Genomic DNA, 26,938 nt, shown 5'->3' with positions numbered 1-26,938 from the left:
GCCTCGGGGAGGTCACGCCAAGGTGAGCCTGTACGCACGACCCATAGCACGCCTTCCACGAACATCCGGTTGTCACGGCCGGTCGAACCCTTCTGGTCAGGCCGGCCTATGGTCAGCGGCGCCATCCGCTCCCAAGCCGCTTCGCTCAACACTAAACGATCCATCACGCCCAAGACTGCCTCCCCAAAAGCAGTCTTGAATCTGATTTGGTCCTAAAAGGGAATCCTTAGAGTCCACACCACCTAGGAAGCAACGCGACCGCAGCTGCCGAACGCGCTGTTTCATACAGCACCTCTGCCGATGGGCCGCAGAGAGTTGGGCGGAGCGGATCCGACGGTGGCCGAGAACGCGGATCCCGTATATGACGGACGCATTGGTGATGCTGCCTGTATAAGCAGGCAATGTGCGGACCTAATAAACGTCAGCTCCTGCACACTGAATTTGTTCAAGTGGCTTGAACCTTACGTAGCGTCAGGGTGTAGAGATCTGACCAAGCTAACGTACCAGGGCTGCCACCGACAGGAAATCTGACGAGACCCGCGTTCCGCAAAAAAAACGAAGTGTGTCGCCGATGCTATTCTTTATTTTGCTGTCTATCTTCTTCTATGTTCGGCACAGTTTACGCCGTGAGCGCATGGCTCTGCCATGGACAGCGCGAGCGCGACGCGCCTTGCGTTCGCCCCATCCAAAAACCCACGCGGCGAGCATTCTAACCTGAAATCAGAAGGGCGCCTATCTGATGGGCCGCACGCCTAGCGTGCGGCCTCTAAATCCATCTGGAGGAAATATGCAATGGCAGGTTACAGCGAATTGTTGGTTGTCCGCTTCTATTGAATTCTCTCGAAAGCCCTTGGACATCACGAGCCAGAACTATGAGGAGATAGTCGCTTTCCATTCACGCAGGCAATCAAAGTAGAGGTGGTGCTCCTTCCCTGGTGCGTCAATTATTGCAACTTGACCGCTCGTCCTAGCTATGGGAAGCGCTCACGCGACAAGCGCTCAAAGGGCCTTGAATAGCACGTGGCGTCAGGTTGTACGTACCAAGCGAAGAACCTAGCGCGAAGGCATAGCCAAAATGACAAAGACCTTTCTCGCTACTGCACTATGTTCCGCTTTTGGTTTGATTGGGATAAGCGGGTTACCCTCGCTGACACAATCGGGCGCTACGACTGCACCGCCATAGTCGCTGCTCGAGAGCCGACAGGTGATCGGAATGAACACGCTATTGTCAGCTCTCAATATACCTGTCGCGGCGTGGATGGTCTCTTGAAGGAAGCCGTTGTTACAGCAGTATCGGTAAGTGAATGGGGTGGTCAGAAAGGAACGTATTTTGCTTCTCTCGACCTTCACCACGCCCCCGACGGATTTGCAGTTGGGCAGGTCTTGGAGGGCAGCGGCTCTACTGTCATGGAGGACGGTAAAGCTGTCGGCGTCGACGCTTCCGGTAAGACGGTGTTCAAGTTCGCATCCGGCACATTGGCGGCCCTCTCAGGAAAGACTGTCAAATTCACAACCAAGCCCGCGGGTTTTGGTCGATTCGAGCTAGAGTTCACAGATTGGCCTGAAGCTGCTCAACTGAAGTGAGACGCGTGCTCACTTACAACTAGGATTACTGGGCACAAGACCTCGCTGACCTTGCCCGCGGGCTTAATCCAGTTTGAAGTTCGTTCTGGCCCAAGACAACGATCAGAGCATGAAACGCAATCGCTTTTCGGAAGGACAGATCATCGAGAGTTTGAAAGAGTATGAGGCCGGCGTTTCGGAGCCCGATCGTTGCCGCAAGCATGCCGTCACCGACAATAGCATCTACACGTGGCCAAGTGCCCAACCCGAAGCCGTCGGTGTTTCGCCAGAGCGGCTCTCCCGAATTCGCGCGGTGCTGCAACAGGAAGTTGATGCGGAGCGCATGCCAGGCGCCGTCGTTATGATCACCCGGCGAGGCAATCTAATCTATTCGGAAGCTATTGGTTTCCTCGATAAGGCGGCGGGCACGCCAATGACGGAGGACGCGATCTTCCGCCTCTGTTCCATGACAAAGCCACTCGCTTCAGTTGGCGCCATGATGCTGGTCGAGGAAGGCAAGGTCCAGCTCAACGATCACGTTTCCAAGTTCCTGCCGCAGTTGGCCAAAATGGACGTCCTGGCCACGGACAAAGACGGCAAGACGACCCGCGAGCCCGCCAAGCGTCGGATGACCATCCACGATCTCTTCCGACATACGGCGGGCCTTACTTACGGAAAGTTCTCAAAAATTTCGGAGGTCAAAGCGGCTTACACCGAAGCAAACCTTCTTATTGAGCCCGCACGCTTGATCACGCCCGAACAATTCATGGCCGGGATTGCCAAAGCGCCTCTGGTCCGTGAGCCGGGCACCGCCTTTGAGTACGGCTTGGCTGTAGATGTGCTCGGCCACGTGATCGAGGCGGCCTCGGGCCAGCGGCTATCGGCGTTTCTTGATGAGCGGCTATTCCGCCCGCTGAAGATGGCTGACACTGGTTTTAAGGTTCCTCAGGCAAATTGGAGTCGAATTGCCGAGCCGCTGTGTAAGGAGGAACAATTTCTCGACATGAAGATCGATCCGTCGAATGACCTTGCAGGAGAAGGCGGCGTGTCGACAGCGGCCGATTACCTACGCTTCTGTCAAATGATGCTGAATGGCGGAAATCTGGACGGCCGTCGGTATCTGAGCCCAACCACGGTTAAACTGATGACTTCAGATCACCTCGGCGATCGTCCCGGGGTACCAGCATCACCCGGCATCTCTCTGATGGGTTTGGATGGTTATACGTTCGGACTCGGCTTTTTGGTCCGGCAAGGGCCAGGACTCGCAGGCGTGCCGGGTTCCGAAGGCGAGTACATGTTGGCAGGCTACGGTGGAACGTTCTTCTGGATCGATCCAACGGAGGAACTAGCAGTCGTTTTCATGGCGCAGACCCCAGGATCTACTCGCACCTACTACTACCGCATGATTAAGGCGCTGGTCGCGCAGGCACTGGGCAACTGATCCCAAAGCATTGTTGCCGCCTTCGTCGAGAGCAGAACGAGGCAGCGCACTTTGCTCCTACATTTCTTGTGTCGTCGATTATCGCATTGGAACTCGTGTTTGTAGAACAGTCGTTCTCGGCATTTCACTATTTCACTCACTTGCTCGCAATCACCGGGCTGCCGCGACCAAGACTGCGGAACGACCGGGCGCAAACGATCGCTGATCCTCGTCCAGTTTCCGACAGCGGTACAAATGCTGTCGCGTTCAAAACACCGGCCGTCGTCTGCCGCGTGCGAATTGTTAAAGCGTAATCAGAGGCTTACGCGCTTGGAGTTGCTGGCACGGCCGTTGCTGTTGAGAGGCAGCAACACCGAGTGAGGGCCGTGTGCATTCAGATCTCCTTTAAACTTGTGTGTCCATTTCCGAGAGAACAAGCGCGCGAGAACAGCCGCGCTATCGTTGGCTGTCGGTTGATGGAGAGCAATATGGGGCCGGCTATCCGGCATCCAGCCCACCGTCTGCCGCACGCTGAAGCAGTTTGCCCAGGCCGGCCTACTGCGCCGGATCGGTCCAGACGGCTCGCGATGTTGTTTGGCACCAAGAGATGGAGAGATAGATGACTGCCCCGATAGGCGTATCTTTAAGGCGCCAAACGACGGACGTAGATGCAGTGCTAGCTGAACTTCGATTATGCGAACGCCCGCACGATGTGGAAGTAAGTGGCCTGCCCCTACACATCCTGCCTGGCGTTTTGTCACCGCGCCTAAGTCACGGTCCCGACGCATTGATGTCGAAGTGGCACATCGAACCTGGCGCGACAGTACTCGATCTGGGATGCGGATCAGGTGTACTAGGGCTTGCAGCACTCCGTGCCGGCGCGGGATGTCTAGTGGCTCTCGACATAAATCCGCAAGCCGTTCTCACGACGAAGATAAACATTGACCGATTAGGTTACTCGGACAAAGCCGAAGTGCGCTATAGCGATACCTATTCTGGGCTGCAGTCCGGAGAAAAATTTGACATCATTCTCTTTGCCGCCCCCTATTGGAATCGTAAAGCAAAAGACGACCTGGAGCGTTCTTGCTTCGATGAAGATCACAATCTTATGGCCTCAGCTCTCAAAGGTGCGCACCTCCGCCTGAATGATAATGGCATAATGTATGTGCTCTTCTCTGATCAGGGAGACGTTGGGCGCGTCCTGAATTTGATTGATAAGAGTAAGCTGCGCGTCAGAGATATGCATATTTTCCGACCCTCGATTCCAGGGGGGCACGTCCGGATTGTTTGGGAACTCACGGCTCGATAAAAGCTCTTGGACCTCGTGCACCGTTCGGGCCGAGCATGGGCCCACAAAAAAGGTCCAGGCGCTGCACCGCTCGCTTTGCAAAATCATAAAGCTCGCGGCACTCACGGTCCAGAGGAAGTGGCGCGCGGCCTATGCGCGCACGAACTACAGCAAGCCGCCCAATCGGCATCGATAAGAATGAGTTAAAAGAACCCGTTGCGCACCGGCTGACTAGATTTACGCGGCATCCGCGACTCCCCACCAGACGGTAATATGTGAAGCACAAGCCTTCGATAATCGAATAGCTGGGCTGGGTTGTTGGTGACTGTAACTGAGAAGTAGCTTCTGGTGTCGTGATCAACGCGGCTGTACGCGCCAAGAGCCTGGGTGTCAGCTGCCCACGCGAGGTCGCACCGTAGTGATACATGTCCGATGACGCGCCACTGATATGACGCCGGTTGTCATGATCGCATCCGGCCGCTCTGTACCAGCGTACGGAGAGCACTAAGTCTATCATACCCACGGGTTTCGTGTTCGTCCACGCTGAGGACATCACGGCGGGGACCGTGAGCGAATGCGACCGCAGCCGCCCGCAAGTGCCGTTTCATATCGCCTCACACATACACACGCAGCCCATCGCCGCCGAAGCTGGGCGGAGCGGACCCGACCCGCTGTCAAGGCCGAGGCTGCCCCTACATCACCGCGACGGCTATTGGCGATGCTGCCTTGAACAGTGCAAGCAGCGTACTGAAGGAAAGATAGGAGCGTCTGCAGGCACTTCGCGCTGGCGGTGTTCGAAGGCTCGAACCGCACGTGACGTCAAACTGTTGGGATTGCTTCAGGCTAACAAATCGGCGCTTCTGGTATCGTACGCCTTGCGAGATCAGCACATGTGTAAGGCGGTGATGCAGGATCAGAGCAAATGCGCTCGCCAGGCTCACGAGAGCCTCGAATCTTCTACCGAAGGCCGGACTGCGATGCGATCGAGAGCTTTCCGTTAACGAATAGTGCTAAGATCTGCCCGTCATTCCAAGCAAGCACGTGAAACTTGATCCCTTGAACGGTCTCACGCGAAGTGATGGTGCCTGCGCAGCCGAATAGGTAAACAACGTCTGCGTAACTTGAGCCCAACTGAACGTTGCTGAGCTCCGAATCCTTGACGCGACAATGGCCGGCCGGGAGTGAGCGAGCGTTAACTGACTTGTAATCCGCATCCAGGTCATCAGGGATGGCCGGATTGACGGGAGCTCCGTTTGGCGGAGCGCCGGCCTGTGCCGATCGAGGGCCGCTCGAGATGTGAGCTAGCTGCACGAATAGCCACGCCAAGGCCGGAATCGCTGTGATCCGCAGGGCTGCTCGCCAGTTGATGGAACGGCTTATCAGGGCGAGTTCTTGATAGCTTTTCATCGAACGCCAGATGCTTGTAAGTTCAGCCACTCACGTAGGAAGGCGCAGGCTACCTGCAATCCACGATCGTACGCTATATACGAACATGTGGGCTTCACCTCGCGTTACTTTCAATGAGATGACGCGTCGTGGTCAAAGCCTCGTACTCCCAAGCCATTCGGACTTTTCACCGTGGTGGTACAAGTTAGGTTACCGTAGCTGTGGCTGACATAATCGTACCGGCAACCACGCCGCCGTGGAACAAGCGGAGCCCGCTACGTGCACATCTTTCGAGGTCATACACTCCGACCACAAGACGACCCAGGGATTATGAGCCAACGCGAACGCAGCCACAGCTGCCCGAACGTGCAGTTTCATATCGCACCTCCTGCCGATTGGCCGCAGAGAGTTGGCGGAGCAGACCCGACGGTGCCGAGGACGCTCGGAGCCCTTATATCAATCATGTATTGGCGATACTGGCTGAACAAGCAAGCGACGTGCCGAACTGAAAAAGTGCAGCTTCTGCACGCGTTTCGTACTGAATCTGTTCAAGTGGCTTGAACCTTACGTAGCGTCAAGGTGTAGAGATTCTCAGCAAGCTGATTAACCGGAGTGTCCGACAGGAAATCTGACGAGACCCGCGTTCCGCAAACAAAAGTAAGTGTGTCGACGATGCTATTTTTCACTTTGCTGTCGATCTTCTTCGCTGTGTTCGGCACAGTTTACGCCGCGAGCGCATGGCTCCTCCAGCGCGAGCGCGACGCGCCTTGCGTTCGCCCCACCCAAAACCCAGGCGGCGAGCATTCTAACCTGAAATCAGGAGTGCGCCTTACCCGATGGGCGGCGCTTTAGCGCGGCTCGCCGCGGCCTCCAAAACCATCTGGAGGAAATACGTAGTGGCAGCTTACAGCGAATTGTTGGTTACGCGTTTCTATTGAATTCTCTCGAAAGCCTTCGATATCGCCAGCCAGAACTATGAGAAGATAATCATCGCTTGCCGACATCAGAAAGCAGCAGTTCGCTGACTGGCATTTGACGATGCCGGTTTCGAACGATTCAGTGCCTCGTTTCTTTGACTGTCCAGCGTGACTCTAACCAGCACGGTAGTGTTGAGGCCGAATCGGTTCACATTAAGCATCACCCCGATACCCGGTGATTATCCTTTCGTTTTCCAGCGCGCGCTGCCGACGCGCGACCGCGGTGCTGGATAATCCCATTCGAGTCGATCCGCGCGTTGCTGCTGAGCTCGGTGCTGGAATGTCATTCCGATGGAATGCTGCGTGACGCTGCCAAGAATCGTTGAATTTCGGCGCTATTTGGCCGCCAGCGTCGCAAGTTTGCAACGCTCTTTCGATTATAAAGGCGGTTGTCCAAGTTAGGAGATTGCAATTGAAGGTCGGTGTTCCCAAAGAATCAAAACGCACGAATACCGCGTGGGCGTGACCCCTGGAGCGGTCCGCGAGTATGTGGCCGCAGGCCACAGCGTACTGCTCGAGACCAATGCCGGTGCTGGTATAGGCGCTACAGATGACAATTATCGCAAGGCTGGCGCAACGATTCTGGAATCCGCTCGCGAGGTGTTCGCATCGAGCGACATGATCGTAAAAGTCAAGGAGCCGCAGCCTTCCGAATGGAGCCAGCTGCGAGAGAACCAGATTCTGTTCACTTATCTTCATTTGGCGCCGGATCCGGAACAGGCCAAGGGCCTGATCAAGTCTGGGTGCACCGCAATCGCCTAGGAAACCGTAACTGACGCACATGGCGGACTGCCGCTGCTTGCGCCGATGAGCGAGGTCGCGGGCAGGCTTGCGATCGAAGCGGCCGGAGCGGCCCTGAAGCGGTATACAGGTGGTCGGGGGCTGTTGATTGGTGGCGTGCCGGGTGTCCAGCCGGCTCGTATCGTGGTGATCGGAGGCGGGGTTGTCGGTACGCATGCGGCACGCATGGCGACGGGCTTGGGTGCCGAAGTCACAATCCTCGACCGTTCGATACCCCGGCTTCGCGAGCTGGATGAACTGTTCGAAGGCCGCGTTCGTACCAGGTTTTCGACAATTGACTCCGTTGAGGAGGAGGTATTTGCGGCAGACGTCGTCATTGGCGCGGTGCTCGTTCCCGACGCGAGCGCGCCGAAACTTGTCAGCCGCGGCATGTTGAGCTCGATGCGCAAGGGTTCCGTGATCGTGGATGTAGCTATCGATCAGGGCGGATGCTTCGAGACATCCCGTCCAACGACGCACGCTGATCCAACCTACGAGATTGACGGCGTCATTCATTACTGCGTCGCTAATATGCCCGGAGCTGTCCCGCTGACCTCGAGCCAGGCACTAAATAACGCTACGCTGCCATTCGGCTTGGCGCTCGCCAGCAAGGGATTTGCAGCCGTCCTCGAAAATCCGCATCTGCGCGCAGGCCTCAATGTCCATCGGGGCCGCCTGACTTATAAGGCGGTCGCCGAGAGTCTCGGCCTGCCATTCTCACCGATCGAACAGGCTGCGGCCTGATCCCAGAGGCCCCTCAAGGGCGTTTCCTCCCTGACTTGGGCCACTCCATCGGAGTGGCCTTCTTTTGTGTGCCGAGTATGAACGACAGCTTAGGGGTGGAAGTCCTCTACCCAGCCTGATGGTGGTGAAGGGTTAGCGAAGCGCAAGGGCGTCATCGTGAGGTGGGGTCTGAAGAAAGCGTGGAGCAAATCCGCGACCCGATGGACAAGAACCGGATAACGAGGCCTACCCGACCGGACGAGCGAGCAAATGATCGCGAAGTCCACAGCCATCGAGGGTCGGGGTGGTAAATTCGGCGGGTATGCGGAGAAGGCGGTCGGTCTTACCTCGGGAGGTCTGTGCTGTGTCTCGGCAACGAGACTGAGGGCGCCGCAAGGCGGCCTGACCGCAGCGCAGAAGTCAGCAGAGGGCATATTTGCATTACAGTTGGTGCGCCGGGAGACCGGCAAGGAGTAGGTGGTGGAAGTCCACTACGATGAAGGAGTAGCGATCCACGTCGGCCCCGAGCCGTGCGTAGACATCCGTGAGGGTGTCGGCGAAGCGTCGGCAGGGGAGTGCATAGGCCAGCCATTGAGCCGCGAAAGAATGTTTTCCCGAGAGCCGACGCTGTCAACTGAGCGGAAGGCAACACGAAGGGGTGCGATATCGCGAGCGCCCAGTCGTTTCGGCGTGGTCGCAGACCCTGGCATGTGCAGAAGCTTCTTGTACGGGAACCGGGAGCTCTCTCGGTCGGCCAGATGCTCACTGAGCAGCCTGGTCCGCGGCGGGAAGGCGAGGAGCCGTAGCCGCTGATGCACGATCCAGAGAAGTCTGACTCCGGCATAGTAGCTGCGAAGCAGGCGAACAAAGCCGGGCGACCGGTGGCGGAGCCGGCGGAGCCAAGGCCGGGGACCAAGGGGAACGAGGGCCAGCAAAGCACGCACCGGGCACAGTACCGGGCTCGCGAGACCCAAGCGCTGGACCGCGTACGGAAAGCCGCAAGGCTGAAGAAGAAGGAACGGTTCACCGCACTTCTCCACCATATCACTGTCGATACACTCCGGACGGCGTTCTATGCGCTTCGGCGCAAAGCCGCCCCCGGCGTGGATGGCATGACGTGGCAGGACTACGAGGCCGACCTTGAGCCCCGGCTCAGGGAACTGCACGAACGGGTCCACCGGGGAGCATACCGGCCGCAACCGTCACGCCGGACGTACATACCGAAGGCGGATGGGAAGCAGCGGCCGCTTGCGATCGCGGCTCTGGAAGACAAAATCGTCCAGGGCGCGACCGTCATGGTGCTTAATGCCATCTACGAAGGCGACTTCGTCGGCTTCTCCTATGGGTTTCGACCCGGCCGGGGGCCACATGATGCGTTGGACGCCCTGACGGTAGCGATTACCACGCGGAAGGTGAACTGGATACTTGACGCCGACGTGCACAACTTCTTCGGAAGTGTGAGCCAAGACTGGCTATAGTCCAGTTTTTGGAGCACCGCATCGGTGACAAGCGCATCATCCGCCTGAACCGTAAATGGTTGAGGGCGGGCATCCTCGAAGACGGGGTCGTAACCGTGGACGACAGGGGCACGGGGCAAGGATCGGTGATTTCGCCGCTGCTTGCCAACGTTTACCTGCACTACTGCTTCGATCTTTGGGCCGAACGCTGGCGACGGCAGGAGGCTCACGGCGACATGATTATCGTGCGCTATGCGGATGATCTGGTGGTCGGCTTCGAGCATGAGGACGACGCTCGTCGCTTCCTTGATGCGATGCGTGAACGGGTTGAGGCATTCGCGTTGACGCTCCATTCGGACAAGACCCGCCTGATTGAATTCGGTCGCTATGCGGCGACCAATCGCAAGACACGCGGGCTCGGCAAACCGGAGACCTTCATGTTTCTGGGCTTCATCCACATCTGCGGTAAGTCACGCCGGGGGAACTTCCTGCTCGAAAGGAAGACCCGTCGCGACCGTCTGGGGACGAAGCTCCAGGACATCAAGACAGAGCTGCGGCGTCGAATGCACCAACCGATCCCAATCCAGGGTAAATGGCTGAGACAGGTCATCACCGGCCACTTCGCCTATTATGCGGTTCCTGCAAACGGGCGGGCGCTCTCAGCGTTCCGCTATCATGTGACCGACCTCTGGCGGCGAACGCTCCGGCGCCGCAGCCAACGAGGCGGTTTCACTTGGGATCGTATGACGAAGTTGGCGGATGACTGGCTTCCTCAACCCCGTATCCTCCATCCCTGGCCGCAACAGCGTTTCGCCGTCACACACCCAAGGTAGGAGCCGGATGCCTTAATCGGGCTCGTCCGGATCTGTGCGGGGGGCGCTCAGCAATGAGCGTCCCTACCGCGATCTTCTTTGGGAAATGTCTGAATCCATGGGCAACCATGATTCGGAGGTCGTGGACGCAAGCAGCGTCGATTGAGGAGACGCTTGCGTTGTGGGCGGCGTCGCTTCGAGAGATCAGGAAACGGATACGTCCGTTGTTCACGCAAGAGCGTGTGGCGACGAATGCCGGCCTGTTCCTGGAAGGTCTGCTCGGAGATGAGCAGCGCAAGACCGGTTGGAAGCGGGCGGAGGCGGCTGGCGATCCTGGCCCATGGCGGCAGCAAGCAATTCTGGGGCGTGGGGATTGGGACGCTGATGCCCTGCGCGATATCGTGCGCGACCATGTCATCGAGCATTTGGCGGATGACGATGCAGTGCTGGTGATCGACGAGACCGGCTTTCTCAAACAAGGCAAAGCGTCGTGCGGAGTGGCGCGGCAATATACGGGTTCGGCAGGCAAGATTACGAACTGTCAGATCGGAGTCTTCGCTACCTACGTTTCGCGCCATGGTCATGCGTTCATCGACCGCGCGCTGTATCTTCCGAAGGAATGGACCGACGATCCGGATCGTCTGGAAGCCGCCTACGTGCCTGCCGATGTCGGCTTTGCGACCAAACCAAAGCTTGCGACGAGGATGATCGCACGCGCGATCGCCGCGTCTGTACCATTCAAGTGGGTTGCCGGTGATACGGTCTACGGCGTTGGCGACATCGAACAGCAACTACGTCGGGCCGGCAAAGGCTACGTGCTTGGGGTCAGCAGCGCTCATGTGTTTCGATCCTGGGGCAAACGACCGCCGGTCGCCGGTACGGCCGCCGACATCGCCCGGACGCGGCGCTCATCCGACTGGAAGCGCCTGTCGGCGGGAGCCGGAACCAAAGGACCGCGGCTGCACGATTGGTGTTATCTCGAATTGGCCGACCTCGAGGCCGAGCCATTCAACAGTGCAAATGATGGTTTGTGGACGCGCGGTCTACTGATCCGTCGTCGCATCGCCGATGGTGACCTCGCCTTCTTCACCACCTGGTGCCCAGCGGGAACATCAATTGAAACGCTGGTCGCGGTCGAAGGCCATCGATGGGCGATCGAGGACATTTTTGAAACCGCGAAAAACGAGTTCGGGCTCGATCACAACGAGAGCAGATCCTGGCATGGCTGGCACCGTCACGTCTCCCTGGTGATGCTCGCCTTCGCCATGATGGCCGCGATCCGGCATCGCGCTAACCCGCCACCGCCCAAAAAAACAAAACGATGCCCCCCGGCAAAAGCCAAAACATTACCGCGGCGCCACTGATCCGTTGGTCAATCCAGGAAATCCGCCGCATTGCCATCAGACTCGCTCGAAAGCGCATCCAGCCCGCACACATCATCGCATGGTCTTGCTGGCGCAGAGCTCACCAGGCCGTCGCTCAGCGCGCGCACTTCAAAGCAAAAAAGCAACTGTAATGCTAAATCTCGGCGACCGCAATGCCGCTGGTCGTCGAGAACATCGCCATGCATCCGACGGTTGGCGCTGACATGGCGTTCGGCGTCTCCGAAAATGCGCGCGTATAGTTCATCGGCGTTCCAATTTGCATTCACGCGGAGGATAGGCAGATGCGTGGAAACTTGACGACCGAAAAGCCCGACGCACTTTGCAGGGGGAAGCAAGAGGTGCGTCGGGCTGCAACCTGGAGGTTGCGGGCATCGGCACGGGTGAACGTCCGTGTCCACGCCCAACATCATCTTTGCAAATGACGTGCCGCTCGAAGGCTGTCGATGATGTGCGTCTAGTCGGCCCGGGGCACAGCCGCGCGATATTCTTGGATGAGAATAGTGTCGCAATTACCACGTTGCCGAGTGAGACTTTGTCGGCCATCAAACAATCATGCGCCATGATGAGCCCGGTGCCTCGCCGTTTGCGAGCCGTGTCCGTGCAAGCCTCGATGATACCTTCGCACCAGCCGTCGGCCAACGCGCCCCCTCAGTGGTCTTTCGCGATTGAAGCCCTAAACGCGCAATTGTGAGATTTCCGCGGCGTGCCCTGGCTGATCCGTAAAAGCAGCGCAAGCCCGCAGCGGGCCTTGCAGGTGGGAAAAGGGCCGAGGCCTCGCAAAAAAGTCGGCCACCGCGAGGTCTTGATAGAATAGATTGCTATGAGGCCAGAGCTTACGCTGGGTCATCAGAGCGTCCGGCGCGAACGACGCGATTTAGATCAAGGCCGCTGAACGCATGTCTTTATGTATCAACAGTATAGATGCATCCCATCAAAACAATCGATTTCACCAATTTTACGGAATGCTGCATAGATAAAGCGCATAGTCTGGTGCAAATGGCCGCACACACTCGGCGTCATTTCCGTTGTGGATGACGATCAGTCGGTGGGTGAAGCATTGACGGACAGCCTCTTTTCCGTGGGGTCCATCTCAGAAGCATGATCTTGCGACCGTCCTAAGATTACGTGAGGGAAGAACTGACGCCGTTGTCGACCTTCCCGCGCAGCGTTGGGCCGAATTCCCTGAATAGAGAAGGACGCGAAACCAGATTTCGTTTGGAACGGATATCGGCCTCCCCGTGAAAAGTTAACGGCGAATGCCCTCGCCGTAAATGAACCGCCGGCACCCTCCCTCTGCCGACGGAAGCTGGTGCGATGTGTAGCAGCGTCGCTCCTCCCAGACTGACTTCCGCCCGGCCGCCGAAAGGGGGCCGGGCATTTTTTACTATGGCGAGTACGAGCGCCAGCTTGCAGATCTTGCATTTGATCTCACTCACACCCATGAATTCAGGGGTTGGCGCCGCGTCCTCGCACCAATCCATCGCTAAATCAGAACGGCCCATCGGATTAGTTGATGTCTGTCACCGGCCTATTACTTCGCAACAATACTGGGCCGGCAGAAAAGCGTTTTGTCCTAAGGACAGGCATGGCATTTACCACTAAGTGCGTTGATTCAAATCGTTGTGGCCTCGTACAGCTGAACTGGCGACCGGGTATTATTCTTTCCCGTCGAATTGCGAGCGCACTGATTGATCGTCGGGCGAGCGTACTCTGTAGATGGCTGCGGGTGGCTTCTCACGCGCTCTACCCATCATTGCTGGGCGATCGATGTCGGTCAGCGCTTAGCTTTAAGCGCGAGGCCCACCGGTTTCGACGGTGCCAGCAACAGGCGCCGCATCGGTCGCGCCGATCCGGGGCCTCAACCCTTAACGAGTTTCTCGCTTCTTAGCTACGCACGGGGTATCGCGAGCGAACACAGACGTCTGGAAAACTGGATTCTCTCTCTCTCTCTCTCTCTCTCTCTCTCTCTCTGGAAAAACATCGCGGCCCGGGTCTGCAGTGCCAGACAAAACCAGTGTGGGGCCGATATTTAGCCGAGAGGAATCTAACGTTGCCCTTCGGCCAATCGCCAGGTCGCTCGCATCATGATGTATCGCGACCAGCCTCCTGGTTGGTTGACCTACACGACGTTGACACGCGACGAAGGCTCCGGGTGGAAACTTGAAATTCTGGGCGCTAGCGTCGAGTGGTAAATTCCTTCGCCGATCGCCGATATTCCCAGTTGGCGCGCTCAAGTTCGGGTCGATCAAACTCTTTCTGGGGATAGCCGACGCAGAGATAGCCGATGAACTTCCAGGACTCCGGCACTTCAAGAACCTCGTGGATGCGAGCCGGGTTAAGGATCGATACCCAGCCAAGTCCGATGCCGTCTGCACGTGCGGCGAGCCACATGCAGCAGATGGCGGCGGCGACGGAGTATTCGACCGTATCCGGCATGGTTGCACGCCCGAGGCGATGCCCCATATCATTCGTCTTGTCCGCGAACACGGCCAGGTGACCCGGGGCCTCTTCGAGACCGGCGAGCTTGAGGCTCGCGTATCGCGCCGCGCGTTCGCCTGAATAAGAATACAACGCATCGGCGTTGCAGGCCCTGAAATCCTCGACCACGGCACTGCGCCTTGCGTTGTCTTCGACGATCACAAACCGCCAAGGCTGGCTCAGGCCGACCGACGGGGAAAGGCAGGCGATCTCAATCAGCCGCTCCATGGCGTCGCTCGGCAGAGGATCGGGACGAAAGCGCCGCACGTCGCGGCGCCACACGAAGAGCTCGCGCAGTTGCTGGCGAAAGGCTTCATCGAAAGCGGCCATCAGGGTCCTGGTTCCGTGTGGAGGAGGGCGGCTGTCATCAGCAAAACCACGATCTCGCCAATCTGTTCAAACGCACCCAATATATCACCTGTCTGTCCGCCGACCTGCCTCGTGGCAAGCCACGCCAGTATCAAGCCGGCCAATGAGAGCAAAATCACTCCGATCATCGCCTTGCTCGGCCCGGAACCGAAAACGAGGCAAAGACCCCCGAGAGCAAATGCAATGGCGGCGCTTCGCCCCGGCGGCCGTCCGGCTCGGGCCGAAAGCCCATCCGATCGCGCCGGCGGAATCAGCCACATGAAGGCGGGCATGCCGGCGCGCGCCGCCGCATGTGCAACCGAAAGCGCCGCCGCGATCGACATTGGCTCGGCGATCGTTTCGAGCGCGCTCCATCGCAAGATGAGCGATGCGACAAGCGCGCACGCGCCGTAAGTACCGATCCGGCTGTCGCGCATGATCTCGAGCTTCCGCTCGCGCGTCCGGCCGCCGCCGAGCCCGTCGGCGGTATCGGCAAGGCCGTCCTCGTGCATCGCGCCGGTGACGAGAACCGTGGCCGCCAGCGCCAGCATGGCTGCAGGGCTTGGCATCAAGCCCACCTCGCGTGCGATCCAGTAGACCGCCGCACCGGCAAAGCCAACCAGCAATCCTGCCACTGGCAACGCCCAGCTCGCGCGGGCAACATCGCCATCGCTGACCGGCGTCGCCGGCCCGAGAGGCAGAAGCGTGGAGAGCGAAATGGCGATTCTCAGGTCAGTGACGATGCCCCTGAGAAGCTCGAAATGATGCATGTGTCTTCAGCCCTCGAACCGTCAACTCGCTCGCCTCACCCGACGACGCGTCGCAATTGCGCCAAGCGCGGCATTACTTCAGCTTCATCGGCAATCCTGCCACGACGAATTCGACCTCGTCCGCAACGGAGGCAATCGTCTGGTTCAGGATACCCGCCGCGTCCCGAAATGCGCGCGCCAGCGCATTATCCGGCACGATACCGAACCCGATTTCGTTCGTGACCATGATGACCGGGCTGCGCTGGCGGGCAAGTGCGTCAGCGAGCAGCGAAGCCTCATGCGACCAGTTGCGTTCCGCGTGGAGCAGGTTCGACAGCCACAGTGTGAGGCAATCGACCAGCCTTGCGCCACCGCCATCGGTTTCGATCAAGGCCTGCACGAGATCGAGCGGAACCTCGCGCTCGATCCAGTCCTTTCCTCGCCGCGCGCGATGCTTCGCTATTCGCTCGCCCATTTCCTCATCGAGCGCCTCTGCCGTGGCGATATAGACGGGCTGTTCCGGAAAAGCGCGGGTGCGGACTTCTGCGCGTAGGCTTTTGCCGGATCGGGTGCCGCCCGTGATGAGTATGATGGCCATGACGTCCTCCGCTTGAGGCCAGACTAATCACCAATCTTCGACAAAGACAAAGGTGAAATCAGGCGATATGGGGCTTGCCTTGATACCGAATTCTTGTGCATCACGATCAGGCATGACAGGAGACGATGCGTGGACTTTGCGGGGGCGATGGCATTGGCGATGACGGTGGACGCCCTGTTGGGCTGGCCCAATGCATTGTTCGCCCGCGTGGGCCATCCCGTCACATGGCTCGGCAGGCTGATCAACATCCTCGATATCAGCTTCAACAGGTCCATCGATCCGCCTGGAATCCGGAGGTTTGCTGGCGCAGCCGTGGCGCTTTTCGTGATTGGGCTTTCGGCCGGAATCGGATGGGCGGTTCAGGCGGCGCTCGCCTTTGAATGGAGCCGCATCGTCCTCCTGGGAATCCTGGCATGGCCCTTAGTCGCACTGCGTTCGCTCTATGATCATGTCGCCGCCGTTGCGCATCCGTTGCAATCCGGTGATATCGCAGCCGCACGTGCAGCGGTCGCGCACATCGTGGGACGCGATCCCGCAGCTCTCGATGAGGCAGGAATTGCGCGTGCGGCCATCGAGAGCATGGCCGAGAACGCCTCCGACGGCATTGTGGCGCCCGTGTTCTGGGGAGCGTTGTTCGGGCTGCCCGGAATTGTCGGCTACAAGGCGATCAATACGCTCGATTCCATGATCGGCCATCGCACCGCGCGGCACGAATCCTTTGGCTGGGCTGCCGCACGCCTCGACGATCTCGCAAATTTCATTCCGGCGCGTCTCACCGGTTTGCTTTTCGGGCTGCTCGCCGCGCGGCCTTCGGATGCGACGTCCTGCATGGTGCGGGATGCGAACCGCCACCGCTCGATCAATGCCGGTTGGCCGGAAGCAGCCATGGCCGGTGCGCTCGGCGTGCGGCTCAGCGGTCCCCGCATCTATCATGGAAGCACCGCGAACGAGCCCTGGCTGAACGAGGGAGCGCGCGATCCGCTTGCCGCCGACATCCGCCGGGGACTGCAGCTCTATCGCCGCGCCATGATACTGTTGGGTGGAGTGCTTGCGATCCTGGCCTTCGCATGAAGGAGCAGCAAATGCTTGAGCATGGTGGAAATCTCGATCTTGCCCTGCAGCGCTTTGGCGGGCGGGTGCAAGACTGGATCGATCTTTCGACGGGCATCAATCGGCAGCCATATCCTGTGGCCGAGGTAGCGCCGAGACACTGGAGCGCTTTGCCCTCGCGATCCGATATTGAATCGCTCCATCGGGCGGCGCAGCAAGCCTGTGCCACCAAGGCGCCGATCGTAGCTATAGGTGGCGCGCAGGCGGCCATTCAGTTGCTGCCACATCTCTTGTCATCTCGCGGCCGGGCGCGAATCCTCGCGCCGACCTATAACGAGTACGCAGCGATTCTTTCGGCCGCAGGCTGGGATGTGGCTGAGGCTTCTGATCTCGAAGGGCTGGCGGGTGCGGATCTCGCCGTGGTCGTCAATCCCAACAATCCAGACGGTCGGCGCCATGGTCCGAACGAACTGCTCGCGCTTTTGCCGCGTGTCGGTCGACTCTTGATCGACGAGAGCTTCGGCGACGCCGTCCCCGACCTGTCGCTTGCACCGGAGGCGGAACGGCCGGGGTTGTTGATCCTGCGCTCGTTCGGAAAGTTTTACGGGCTTGCGGGACTGCGGCTCGGCTTCGCGCTCGGCAGCGAGGCCGATGTCGCGGCGCTGGCGGCGATGGTGGGTCCATGGCCGATTTCGGGTGCAGCGATTGCGATCGGACGGCGCGCCTTGCTTGATCGCGATTGGGCAAAGGCGACCTCGACGCGTCTGGCACACGACTGCCTTCGGCTGGACGCCGAAGTGAAATCGCAGGGCTGGCCACTGGTCGGCGGCACGCCGCTGTTCCGGCTCTATGAAACCGGCGATGCGCACGCCGCGCAGGAGCGACTCGCACGCAGCCAGATCTGGTCGCGTGTATTTGGGCAAAGGCCGGGATGGCTGCGTCTGGGCTTGCCGGGTAACGAGACGGAATGGGCGCGGTTTGCTGCCGCGCTCTCGCGTTGAACACCAATCCTCAGCGGGCAAGGGCAAGCAGCCCTTCGACATCGAGATGGGTGTCGATGTGATCGGCAAGCGCGTCGAGCGCGCTTTCCACTCTGGCGCGATACTGCTGGTCTACGGCCGGAATGTCCAGTTGCGCGAGAAATGAGCTTCGGAAACTGTCGGAAGCAAACAGGCCGTGCAGATAGCTGCCGTACACGCGTCCGTCGCTGGAAACTCCGCCTTCCGGCGCGCTGTCAAGAAAGGCAAATGGCCGTGCACGATCCGGCCCGTCGGTATGCCCGATGTGAATCTCATAGGCCTCGATCGGCCGGTTCGTCGCGGCGTGGACCGCCGTGACGCGCCTAAGGGTCTTTTGCGGCGTCATCACCGTCGTCACGTCCAGCAGTCCGAGGCCCGGCGTTTCTCCTGCCGGCCCGTCGATTCCCTCCGGATCCGCCACACCGCGTCCGAGCATCTGATAACCGCCGCAGACTCCAAGCACATGGCCGCCGCGGCGATGGTGCGCGAGAAGATCGATGTCCCACCCCTGGGCGCGCAGGAAGGCGAGGTCGCCGCGTGTCGACTTGGAGCCGGGAACGATTACGAGCTTTGCATCGCCAGGGATCGCCTCTCCAGGCCGGACCATCACAAGATCCACGCCGGCTTCGAGTTTCAGCGGATCGAGATCGTCAAAATTCGCGATCCGCGACAACGCGAGAAAGGCGATCTTGCGTTGCCCCTCCTTGCGCGCACCGGCAAGCCCGAGCGCATCTTCGGCGGGAAGCTCGTTGGCGCGAGCGAAGTAAGGCAGGACCCCAAAGCCCCGCCAGGATGTGCGGGTTTCGATCAGCCGGTAGCCATCGTCAAACAGGGATGGATCACCGCGAAATTTGTTGATGACAAAACCGCGGATCATGGCGGCATCCTCGGCATCGAGCACGGTCTTGATGCCGACGAGCTGCGCAATGACTCCGCCGCGGTCAATGTCGCCGATCAGCACGACCGGAACCTCGGCCCTGCGGGCAAAGCCCATATTGGCGATATCGGCGCTCCGCAAATTGACTTCGGCGGGGCTGCCGGCGCCCTCGACCAGGACAAGATCGGCGCGATCCTTTAGCCGGGCGAAACTCTCGAGAACCGGCGCCATCAGCGAAGGCTTCATGGCGGCGTATGCACGCGCGCGCAACGTCGCCACGCGACGTCCCTGAACGATGATCTGGGCGCCGACATCCGTCTCCGGTTTCAGCAAGACGGGATTCATATCGGTGTGAGGCTCGACGCCTGCGGCTTGCGCCTGCAATGCCTGCGCGCGTCCGATCTCGCCGCCGTCGATGGTCACGGCCGCATTGTTCGACATGTTCTGCGGCTTGAAGGGCAGCACCCGATAGCCACGGCGCGTTGCCGCGCGCGCAAGGCCGGCTACGATGAGCGACTTGCCGACATCTGAGCCCGCTCCCTGAATCATCAACGCGCGCGCCATCGGAGTAATTCTCAAGCGTTAGAACTCGACGCCGGGCTGCGCCTTGATGCCGGATCGGAAGGGATGCTTCACGAGCGTCATCTCCGTGACGAGGTCGGCGGCGTCGATCAATTCCTGCTTGGCATTGCGCCCGGTGAGGACCACATGCGTCATCGGTGGCTTTGAATTCTTCAGGAACTCAAGGACTTCTCCGATCTCCAGATACTCGTAGCGAAGCGCAATGTTGATCTCGTCGAGGACAACCATGCGCAAGGCTTGATCGGCGATCAACTGCATGGCCTTCTCCCATGCCGCGCGTACGGCGGCGATGTCGCGGGCACGGTCCTGTGTTTCCCAGGTAAAGCCTTTACCCATCGCGTGGAATTGGCACAGTTCACCAAAATGCCCGGTCAGAAGACGGCGCTCGCCGTTGTCCCACGCCCCCTTGATGAATTGCACGACGGCGCAGGGAAAGCCATGCGCCACGCACCGCATGATCATACCGAAGGCCGAGGAAGATTTTCCCTTGCCCGCCCCGGTGTGGACGATGATAAGTCCCTTCTCTTTGCTCTTGGCGGCCATCATCCGGTCACGGGCGGCCTTCTTCTTCGCCATTTTGGCCGCATGGCGGGTATCGAGCGAAGTCTCGGAGACGACGGTTTCCTCCTCAACGGCGTCTGGTTCGGAAATCATCTGCATGTTCCTTTGGCTTGACAAGTTGCACGCTAGGGCAAATGGTGAGGGAGCGTTGGTTCCTGTCCTACGACAGGCGAAGAGGGAATGCGATAGGGCTTAAAGTTTCGAAGCTTGAGCCTGAAGCGCAGCCGCCCCCGCGACCGTGACCGGAGAGATTCCAAAAGCCACTGACCCCTCTTGGGGTTGGGAAGGCGGGATCGAAGGGAAACCTACTCCGCAAGCCGGGAGACCTGCCAGCGCACCGATTGAACCGGCGGACGGGGTGACTCCGCGACGGGGAACGAACCCTCACGTCACCGGTTCGTGTACCTCATCGCCCCGCCAAATTTTTTGAGGAAGGGGCGATGACCGTCACGCTTCATGTTTGTGTCACCTGCCGTGCCGGCCAATCGCTAAGGGAAGGCGAAACCGCGCTAGGCGCGCGTCTGCACAGCGCCATCCTCGAGGCTGGCGTGCCGGAAAGCGTCAACGTCGTTCCGGTCGAATGCCTGTCCGCCTGCAGCCAAGGCTGCTCGATCGCGCTCAGCGCCCCCGGACGCTGGTCCTATGTGTACGGCCGCTTGTCCGATGCAAACGCGCCGGATGTTGTTGCCGGCGCTGCGGCCTATGCGGCGGCGTCCGACGGCATCGTGCCATGGCGCAGCCGGCCGGAGATCTTCCGCAAACAATCGCTTGCCCGCATTCCACCCATCGCCGTCGTGCCGGAGACCGCAGAATGAACACGCTCGCCAAGGTCCCGGTCACCATCGTCACCGGCTTTCTCGGGTCGGGTAAGACGACACTGATCCAGCACCTAATCACCAACGCGAACGGCAAGAAGCTTGCGGTGCTCGTCAACGAGTTCGGCAGCGAAGGCGTGGACGGAGAGATCCTTAAATCCTGCGCGGACGCCAGCTGTCCTGCCGAGAATATCATCGAGCTTGCCAATGGTTGCATCTGCTGCACGGTCGCCGACGATTTCATTCCCGCCATGGAGCAGCTGCTCTCGCGCCGGGTGAAGCCTGACCATATCCTGATCGAGACATCGGGATTGGCTTTGCCGAAGCCACTGCTCAAGGCGTTCGATTGGCCAGAGATCCGCTCACGGATCACGGTCGACGGCGTGGTCGCGCTGGCGGATGCTGAGGCCGTGGCGGCCGGTCGCTTCGCGCCTGACCTTGCCGCAGTGGAGGCGCAACGCGCGGCCGATGAAAATCTCGATCACGAGACGCCGCTGTCGGAAGTGTTCGAGGACCAGATCGCTTGCGCGGATATCGTGCTGCTCACCAAGGCGGACCTTGCCGGCGCTGACGGGCTGGAAGCGGCCAAGGCGGCGATTGCCACCGAGATGCCGCGTCGCGTGCTGATGCTGCCGGTGATCGACGGCGCAGTCGATACGCGTTTGATCCTTGGTCTCGAAACGGCGGCCGAAGACGATCTCGCCGCGCGCCCCTCGCACCACGACGGCGAGGAAAAGCATGAACACGACGATTTTGCCTCCATTGTCGTCGAGCTCCCGGAAGTTGCGAACATCGATGCGCTGGTCGCATCGATCCAGCGGCTTGCGCGCGAACAAAATGTGCTGCGCGCCAAGGGATATATTGCCGTCGCGGGCAAGCCGATGCGATTGCTCCTGCAATCGGTCGGGGAGCGGGTACGGCATCAGTTCGATATGCCTTGGGGCACACGACCCAGGCAGTCGAAGCTGGTTCTGATCGGTGAACACGACGACATCGATGAGGCTGCCATCAGGGCGGGACTTGGTGTCTGATGCACGTCGTCTTTCGCGAGAGCCGCAGTCTCGAGGAGACCGCGATCCCTAAGGATCTCGGCCAGGATCCGGCCGACCTTGTGGTGCTCTCGTTTTCGGACAGCGATCTCGCCGCGTTCGCTTCCGGCTGGCGCCGCGGCCGTGCCGGCCTGCCATCGCTGAGGCTCGCGAATCTTGCGGAGCTGCGTCATCCGCTGTCGGTCGACACCTATATCGAACGGACGTTGTCGCATGCGCGCGGCGTGCTGGTGCGCCTGATCGGTGGCGAGTCCTACTGGTCATATGGACTGTCTGCCCTGCATCAATTGGCGAAGGACCGCGACATCGCGCTCGCGGTGCTCCCGGCGGACGGTCGCGACGACCCACGCCTGGATGCGCTCTCGACATTACCCGTCTCGACGCTCAGACGGCTGAAAGCCTTGTGCGACAAGGGCGGTGCGACGGCGGCGCAAGCGTCGATCGCCCAGCTCGCGCTGGCCGCGGGCTTCTATGCGGGGCCCGTCATGGGAGAGACGGAAATCCCGGAGATCGGTTTCTACGACCCGGATTGCGGTGCAATGGCGGTGCTGCCGAGTCCCGATCAGCGGCCGCGCGCGCTGGTCACTTTCTATCGTTCCTATCTCACCGCTGCCGATACCGCACCGGTCGACGCGCTGATCACAGCGCTACGGCAAAAGGGCTTTGATGCCTATGGCGTGTTCGTGACCTCGCTGAAAGCTGCTGGTGTGGCGGATTGGTTGAGGGCTCATTTCGAGCAGCGTCCTCCGGCCGTTATCGTGAATGCGACTGCCTTTTCTGGGGTCGGCGACGGTGGCACGACGCCTTTCGATATCGTATCCTGCCCGGTATTCCAGGTCGCGTTGTCGACAGCCGGGCGCGATGATTGGGCCGGGTCGCTTCGCGGTCTTTCGCCGGGCGATCTGGCGATGCATGTGGTGTTGCCGGAGGTTGACGGCCGGCTGTTTGCCGGCGTGGTCAGCTTTAAGTCACCGGGCGAGCGCGACCCCGATCTGCAATTCGCCGGTCTCGCGCACAGGTCCGACGACGAACGCGTGCGTGCTGTCGCCGAGCGGGTGGCGGCTTGGCACAGGCTCGCCAACACGCCGGCAGGCGAAAAGCGGCTGGCAATTGTGCTTTCGAGCTATCCCGGTCGGCCGCACCAGATCGCGCATGCAGTCGGGCTTGACGCGCTTGCTTCGGTCGAAACGCTGCTGTCCGATCTCCACGCTGCCGGTTACGACGTGAAAGCGGCAGGAGCGCTCGGTGAAACTCTCCTGCGGGAGGAATTGACCTTTGGCGTTGCGGATTACCGCACGGAGTTGGCGAAGCTTCCGCGCCCGTTACAGGATGACCTTGCGAGCGCATGGGGTGCGCCGGAGGATGATCGCGCCTGTCGCGGCGGCGAATTTCGTTTCGCAGCGATCCGGCGTGGCAAGACCATCATTGCGGTTCAGCCAGAACGCGGCGAAGTCTTTAATCGTGATACCGAGTATCACGACCTCTCGCGCACGCCGCGCCACGCCTATGTCGCCCTTTACCTCTGGCTCAGGCAGCAAGGCATCTACGCCATCGTCCATATGGGGACGCATGGAACGCTCGAATGGTTGCCCGGCAAGTCCGTCGCGCTGTCGTGCTCTTGCTGGCCGGAAGCTTTGATCGGCAATTTGCCGGTGATCTATCCCTTCATCGTCAACGATCCCGGCGAGGCGGCGCAAGCCAAGCGGCGGATCGGCGCCGTCGCGATCGGCCATTTGCCGCCACCGCTGGCAAAGGCCGCGTTGCCCGAAAGTCTGCGCCGGCTCGAGCAGCTGCTTGATGAATATTCGACTGCCGATGGCCTCGATCCCGCACGCCGCCAGCGCCTGATTGGGGCGATCCGTGATGAAGCCCGTGCCGCGGGCCTCGATGATGATCTTAGCCTTGCCGCTTCAGCCGCGCCGGCCGATGCCATTCCGCGGATCGATCGATTCGTTTGCGATCTCAAGGAGAGCCAGTTCTGTGACGGCCTGCATGTGTTCGGCCTCGGGGCTTGCGGTGACGCGGAGAAAACCGCGCTGCTCGATGCGCTCTCCGGCAGGCGCGTTGCGCCGGGGCCTGCCGGCTCGCCGTATCGTGGACGCGGCGATGTGCTGCCTACTGGACGCAATCTGTATGCCGTCGATCCCCGCGCCATACCAACGCCGTCGGCGCATGCGCAGGGGATCAAGCTTGCCGAGGAACTGCTGCGCCGTCATCTGCAGGATCACGGGGACTGGCCGAAGGGGCTGCTGGTCGATCTCTGGGGATCTTCGACCATGCGCACCGCAGGCGAGGACTTTGCGATGGCCTTGCATCTTGCGGGCATTGCGCCGCGCTGGGATCAGGCCTCGGGGCGGATTACGGGTTATGACATCATCGCGCCGGCCGCGCTCGGCCGGCCACGCATCGACGTGACGCTTCGCGTGTCAGGGCTGTTCCGCGACGTCTTTTCAGGTCTTGCGCGGTTGTTCGAGGCGGCGAGTGAAGCGCTTTCCGAACGCGACGAGGAGGGTGACGAAAATCCCTATCGCCATCGCGCGGCGCGGGTGTTCGGACCGCGTCCCGGGCAGTATGGCGTCGGCATGGCATCGAGGCCGAATGTCTTCACGGAGGAATCGCGCGAAGCGGCCGGTGAAGCCTGGCTATCGGCTTCGTCCTGGGCGTTCACGACCGATGGAGCGATGCGGCCTAACCGCGCGGGTATCGAGGCGAGGCTCGCCGCGGCTGACGCCTTCGTCCATGCTCAAGACCTGCCAGAGACCGACCTTCTCGTTGCCGCAGACTATGCCGTGCATGAGGCGGGCGTTGCGGCCGCGGCCGCGCGGCTTGGTGCGGCCGCCCCATCGCTCTATCACCTCGACACAACGCGACCCGATCGGCCGCATGCACGCGCGTTGACGGAGGAAATATCGCGCGTCGTGCGTGCGCGCGCGGCCAATCCGGACTGGATCGCAGGCATGATGCGTCATGGCTTTCGGGGGGCGGCCGAGATCGCCGCGACGCTCGAGCATATGGCCGCTTTCGCCCATCTTGCCGACGCCGTGCCTCCGCATCTCTTCGATCTCTATTACGATACGACTCTCGGTAACGACGACGTTCGCGCGTTCATGGCACGTGAGAATCCTGTGGCGCTCGCGGCGATCGAAACGTGCTTCACCCGATTGCATGAAGCTTCGCTCTGGATGACGCGGCGCAATTCGATCGCAGCCGCGCTGCGGGAGGCTTCATGAGCCCCGTCGCGATCAAGGGCTGGTGCCCCGGTGCCCTGCGACCGATGCAGTCGGGGGACGGTCTGGTGGTACGCATTCGCCCGCATGGCGGAAGGCTCGATGCGAGGCAGGCGGCAGGAATTGCGGAACTGGCAGAGCGCCACGGCAACGGTCTGATCGATCTGACCGGCCGGGCGAACCTCCAGATCCGGGGTGTCAGTGATGAAGGTCTTCGGCCGCTGACCGACGGACTCGCGGGGCTGGGGTTGCTCGATCAGAATCCGGAGTCCGAGGCGCGGCGCAACGTTCTGGTGACGCCGTTCTGGACCATTGGCGATGACACCTGCTCGATTGCCGCTGAGCTCGAGCGGGCTCTTGCCAACAGTCCTCTCGATCTACCGACCAAATTCGGCTTCGCCGTCGACGACGGGAAGGAGCGCTCGCTAGCCGGCGCCTCCGCCGACGTTCGGATCGAGCGCGATCTCGCAGGCGGGCTCATTGTGCGCGCCGACGGCCAGGCGCTTGGCCGGCCCGTCAGGCGACGAGAAGCCGTGAAGGTCGCGCTCGCGTTGGCCGAATGGTTCATCGCCTCGGGCGGAGCCAAGGGCGGGCGAGGGCGGATGGCCGCCCACATCGGCACCGGCGCAAGACCGCCGGAAGCTCTTCGCGGCCACGCCGAACCCGCTCGTCTCCTGGCTGCGCCACTTCCCGGCCTTTATCCGCATGGCGCGATGCTCGGCGCAGCGTTCGGGCAAGTGCCCCACTCGGCGCTAAGCTATCTCGCCAGTCGCGCGCCGGCGCTGCGCATCACCCCGTGGCGGATGATATTGGCGGAAGGGCTGCTCACGGTGCCTCGCTGCGAGAGCTTTATCACACAAGCCGATGATCCAGTTCTGCGCGTTGTTGCCTGCAGCGGCGCTCCGCGCTGTCGCGAGGCGCATGCCGATACGCGCGCGGTTGCGGCCACGCTTGCGCCGCATATTGCCGCTGATGTCCGGCTTCACGTCTCCGGTTGCGCCAAGGGTTGTGCCCATTCCGCCCCGGCTTCGATCACGCTCGTTGCGACCAGCGCAGGATTCGATCTCGTCCGCGGCGGCTCGACGCGCGATGCGCCCTTCCTGCGCGGACTGAGCGGCATCGACATCGTTGCGGATCCCTCCGTTCTAATGGGAGGGCATTGATGCCGCACACCTATGAGACCGACGGCGCGGCGATCTATCGGCAATCCTTTGCCACCATCCGGGCCGAGGCGGACCTTCGGCGTTTCACTCCCGACGAGGAGCCGGTGGTCGTGCGCATGATCCATGCTGCCGGCATGGTGGGTCTCGAGGCGCATATCCGCTTCACGCCCGGCATGGCGCATATTGCGCGGACTGCCTTGCAGAATGGTGCGCCTGTTCTCTGCGATGCGCGCATGGTGTCGGGGGGAATCACGCGCGCGCGCCTGCCGGTCGGCAACGCCGTTATCTGCACGCTCGACGATCCTGCTGTCCCCAGGCTCGCGCAATCGATGCGCAATACCCGCTCAGCCGCAGCGCTGGAGCTGTGGCGGTCGCATCTCGATGGGGCGATCGTCGCCATCGGCAATGCGCCGACCGCGTTGTTTCACCTCCTCAACATGCTGGAGGATCGCAACTATCCAAGACCGGCGGCGATCATCGGCTGTCCGGTCGGTTTTGTCGGCGCGGCTGAAGCCAAGGCTGCGCTGATGGCCGATCCGCCCACGCCCGCGCTCACGGTCGAAGGACGTCTTGGCGGATCCGCGATCACGGTTGCCGCCGTGAATGCGCTGGCAAGCCGGAGCGAATAGCC

The 26,938-nt window shown here is 60.7% G+C and carries 17 protein-coding genes, 2 pseudogenes and 1 riboswitch; of the genes and pseudogenes, 13 read left to right on the top strand and 6 right to left on the bottom strand.

What is annotated here, in order from left to right; genetic code table 11:
• Positions 1–173: transposase (locus KIP88_RS36165; protein WP_249791279.1), on the bottom strand; the 173-nt coding region annotated here is incomplete at its 3' end.
• 1,093 nt (positions 174–1,266) lie between these two features.
• Between KIP88_RS36165 and KIP88_RS36160 the strand changes: the two genes are divergently transcribed.
• From KIP88_RS36160 to KIP88_RS36135, 6 genes and pseudogenes are all read left to right on the top strand, one after another.
• Positions 1,267–1,584 (top strand): hypothetical protein, encoded by a 318-nt coding sequence (locus KIP88_RS36160; protein WP_249791275.1) that lies wholly within the window; start codon positions 1,267–1,269, stop codon positions 1,582–1,584.
• 109 nt (positions 1,585–1,693) lie between these two features.
• On the top strand, positions 1,694–3,004 hold the full coding sequence (locus KIP88_RS36155) for a serine hydrolase (RefSeq protein ID WP_214492938.1): 1,311 nt from the start codon (positions 1,694–1,696) through the stop codon (positions 3,002–3,004).
• 598 nt (positions 3,005–3,602) lie between these two features.
• Complete coding sequence (locus KIP88_RS36150; protein WP_214492937.1) at positions 3,603–4,292, top strand: 50S ribosomal protein L11 methyltransferase; 690 nt, start codon at positions 3,603–3,605, stop codon at positions 4,290–4,292.
• Positions 4,293–7,045: 2,753 nt separating this feature from the next.
• Positions 7,046–8,158, top strand: a pseudogene (ald, locus tag KIP88_RS36145) (alanine dehydrogenase).
• Between the two features lie 791 nt (positions 8,159–8,949).
• Positions 8,950–10,427: pseudogene (gene ltrA, locus KIP88_RS36140) on the top strand (group II intron reverse transcriptase/maturase).
• 107 nt (positions 10,428–10,534) lie between these two features.
• Positions 10,535–11,770: an IS701 family transposase gene (locus KIP88_RS36135; RefSeq protein ID WP_214492936.1), complete on the top strand. Its 1,236-nt coding sequence runs from the start codon at positions 10,535–10,537 to the stop codon at positions 11,768–11,770.
• Positions 11,771–13,966: 2,196 nt separating this feature from the next.
• Here the strand turns inward: KIP88_RS36135 and bluB are convergent.
• The 3 genes from bluB to cobU all read right to left on the bottom strand — a co-directional run bounded on the left by bluB (position 13,967) and on the right by cobU (position 15,964).
• Positions 13,967–14,599: a 5,6-dimethylbenzimidazole synthase gene (bluB, locus tag KIP88_RS36130; RefSeq protein WP_214492935.1), complete on the bottom strand. Its 633-nt coding sequence runs from the start codon at positions 14,597–14,599 to the stop codon at positions 13,967–13,969.
• The gene (gene cobS, locus KIP88_RS36125; protein WP_214492934.1) at positions 14,599–15,387 is read right to left on the bottom strand and encodes an adenosylcobinamide-GDP ribazoletransferase; all 789 of its coding nucleotides are present in this window, start codon (positions 15,385–15,387) and stop codon (positions 14,599–14,601) included. The genes bluB and cobS overlap by 1 nt, the downstream gene beginning before the upstream one ends.
• A gap of 73 nt (positions 15,388–15,460) precedes the next feature.
• Positions 15,461–15,964: a bifunctional adenosylcobinamide kinase/adenosylcobinamide-phosphate guanylyltransferase gene (cobU, locus tag KIP88_RS36120; protein WP_214492933.1), complete on the bottom strand. Its 504-nt coding sequence runs from the start codon at positions 15,962–15,964 to the stop codon at positions 15,461–15,463.
• Positions 15,965–16,093: 129 nt separating this feature from the next.
• Between cobU and cbiB the strand changes: the two genes are divergently transcribed.
• Together cbiB and cobD are read left to right on the top strand one after the other, a co-directional pair.
• The gene (gene cbiB, locus KIP88_RS36115) at positions 16,094–17,035 is read left to right on the top strand and encodes an adenosylcobinamide-phosphate synthase CbiB (protein WP_308163716.1); all 942 of its coding nucleotides are present in this window, start codon (positions 16,094–16,096) and stop codon (positions 17,033–17,035) included.
• Between the two features lie 11 nt (positions 17,036–17,046).
• Positions 17,047–18,015 carry a threonine-phosphate decarboxylase CobD gene (gene cobD / locus KIP88_RS36110; protein ID WP_214492932.1) on the top strand — a complete coding sequence of 323 codons (969 nt, stop codon included), beginning with the start codon at positions 17,047–17,049 and terminating at the stop codon, positions 18,013–18,015.
• A 10-nt stretch (positions 18,016–18,025) separates the two neighbouring features.
• Here the strand turns inward: cobD and KIP88_RS36105 are convergent, their stop codons facing one another.
• Both KIP88_RS36105 and cobO read right to left on the bottom strand, forming a co-directional pair.
• Complete coding sequence (locus tag KIP88_RS36105; RefSeq protein ID WP_214492931.1) at positions 18,026–19,474, bottom strand: cobyric acid synthase; 1,449 nt, start codon at positions 19,472–19,474, stop codon at positions 18,026–18,028.
• 18 nt (positions 19,475–19,492) lie between these two features.
• Positions 19,493–20,146 (bottom strand): cob(I)yrinic acid a,c-diamide adenosyltransferase, encoded by a 654-nt coding sequence (gene cobO / locus KIP88_RS36100; protein WP_214492930.1) that lies wholly within the window; start codon positions 20,144–20,146, stop codon positions 19,493–19,495.
• 39 nt (positions 20,147–20,185) lie between these two features.
• Positions 20,186–20,402: riboswitch (cobalamin riboswitch) on the top strand.
• A 91-nt stretch (positions 20,403–20,493) separates the two neighbouring features.
• Here cobO and KIP88_RS36095 point away from each other — a divergent pair.
• From KIP88_RS36095 to KIP88_RS36075, 5 genes are read left to right on the top strand one after another with little or no spacing between them, the layout of a single operon-like run.
• A complete protein-coding gene (locus KIP88_RS36095; RefSeq protein WP_214492929.1) occupies positions 20,494–20,868 on the top strand; it encodes a DUF1636 domain-containing protein in 375 nt (124 codons plus the stop codon).
• The gene (gene cobW / locus KIP88_RS36090) at positions 20,865–21,899 is read left to right on the top strand and encodes a cobalamin biosynthesis protein CobW (RefSeq protein WP_214492928.1); all 1,035 of its coding nucleotides are present in this window, start codon (positions 20,865–20,867) and stop codon (positions 21,897–21,899) included. Before KIP88_RS36095 ends, cobW begins: the two co-directional genes overlap by 4 nt.
• Positions 21,899–25,147: a cobaltochelatase subunit CobN gene (gene cobN / locus KIP88_RS36085; RefSeq protein WP_214492927.1), complete on the top strand. Its 3,249-nt coding sequence runs from the start codon at positions 21,899–21,901 to the stop codon at positions 25,145–25,147. The genes cobW and cobN overlap by 1 nt, the downstream gene beginning before the upstream one ends.
• The gene (gene cobG, locus KIP88_RS36080) at positions 25,144–26,307 is read left to right on the top strand and encodes a precorrin-3B synthase (protein WP_214492926.1); all 1,164 of its coding nucleotides are present in this window, start codon (positions 25,144–25,146) and stop codon (positions 26,305–26,307) included. The genes cobN and cobG overlap by 4 nt, the downstream gene beginning before the upstream one ends.
• Positions 26,307–26,936, top strand: coding sequence for a precorrin-8X methylmutase (locus tag KIP88_RS36075; RefSeq protein WP_214492925.1), 630 nt, complete (start codon positions 26,307–26,309; stop codon positions 26,934–26,936). Before cobG ends, KIP88_RS36075 begins: the two co-directional genes overlap by 1 nt.
• Positions 26,937–26,938: the final 2 nt, after the last annotated feature.

Origin of the sequence: Bradyrhizobium sp. SRL28 (assembly GCF_018596315.1) — a bacterium.
In the GTDB taxonomy this organism is placed as follows: Bacteria; Pseudomonadota; Alphaproteobacteria; order Rhizobiales; family Xanthobacteraceae; genus Bradyrhizobium.
This window is presented reverse-complemented; position numbering and strand designations above follow the sequence as displayed.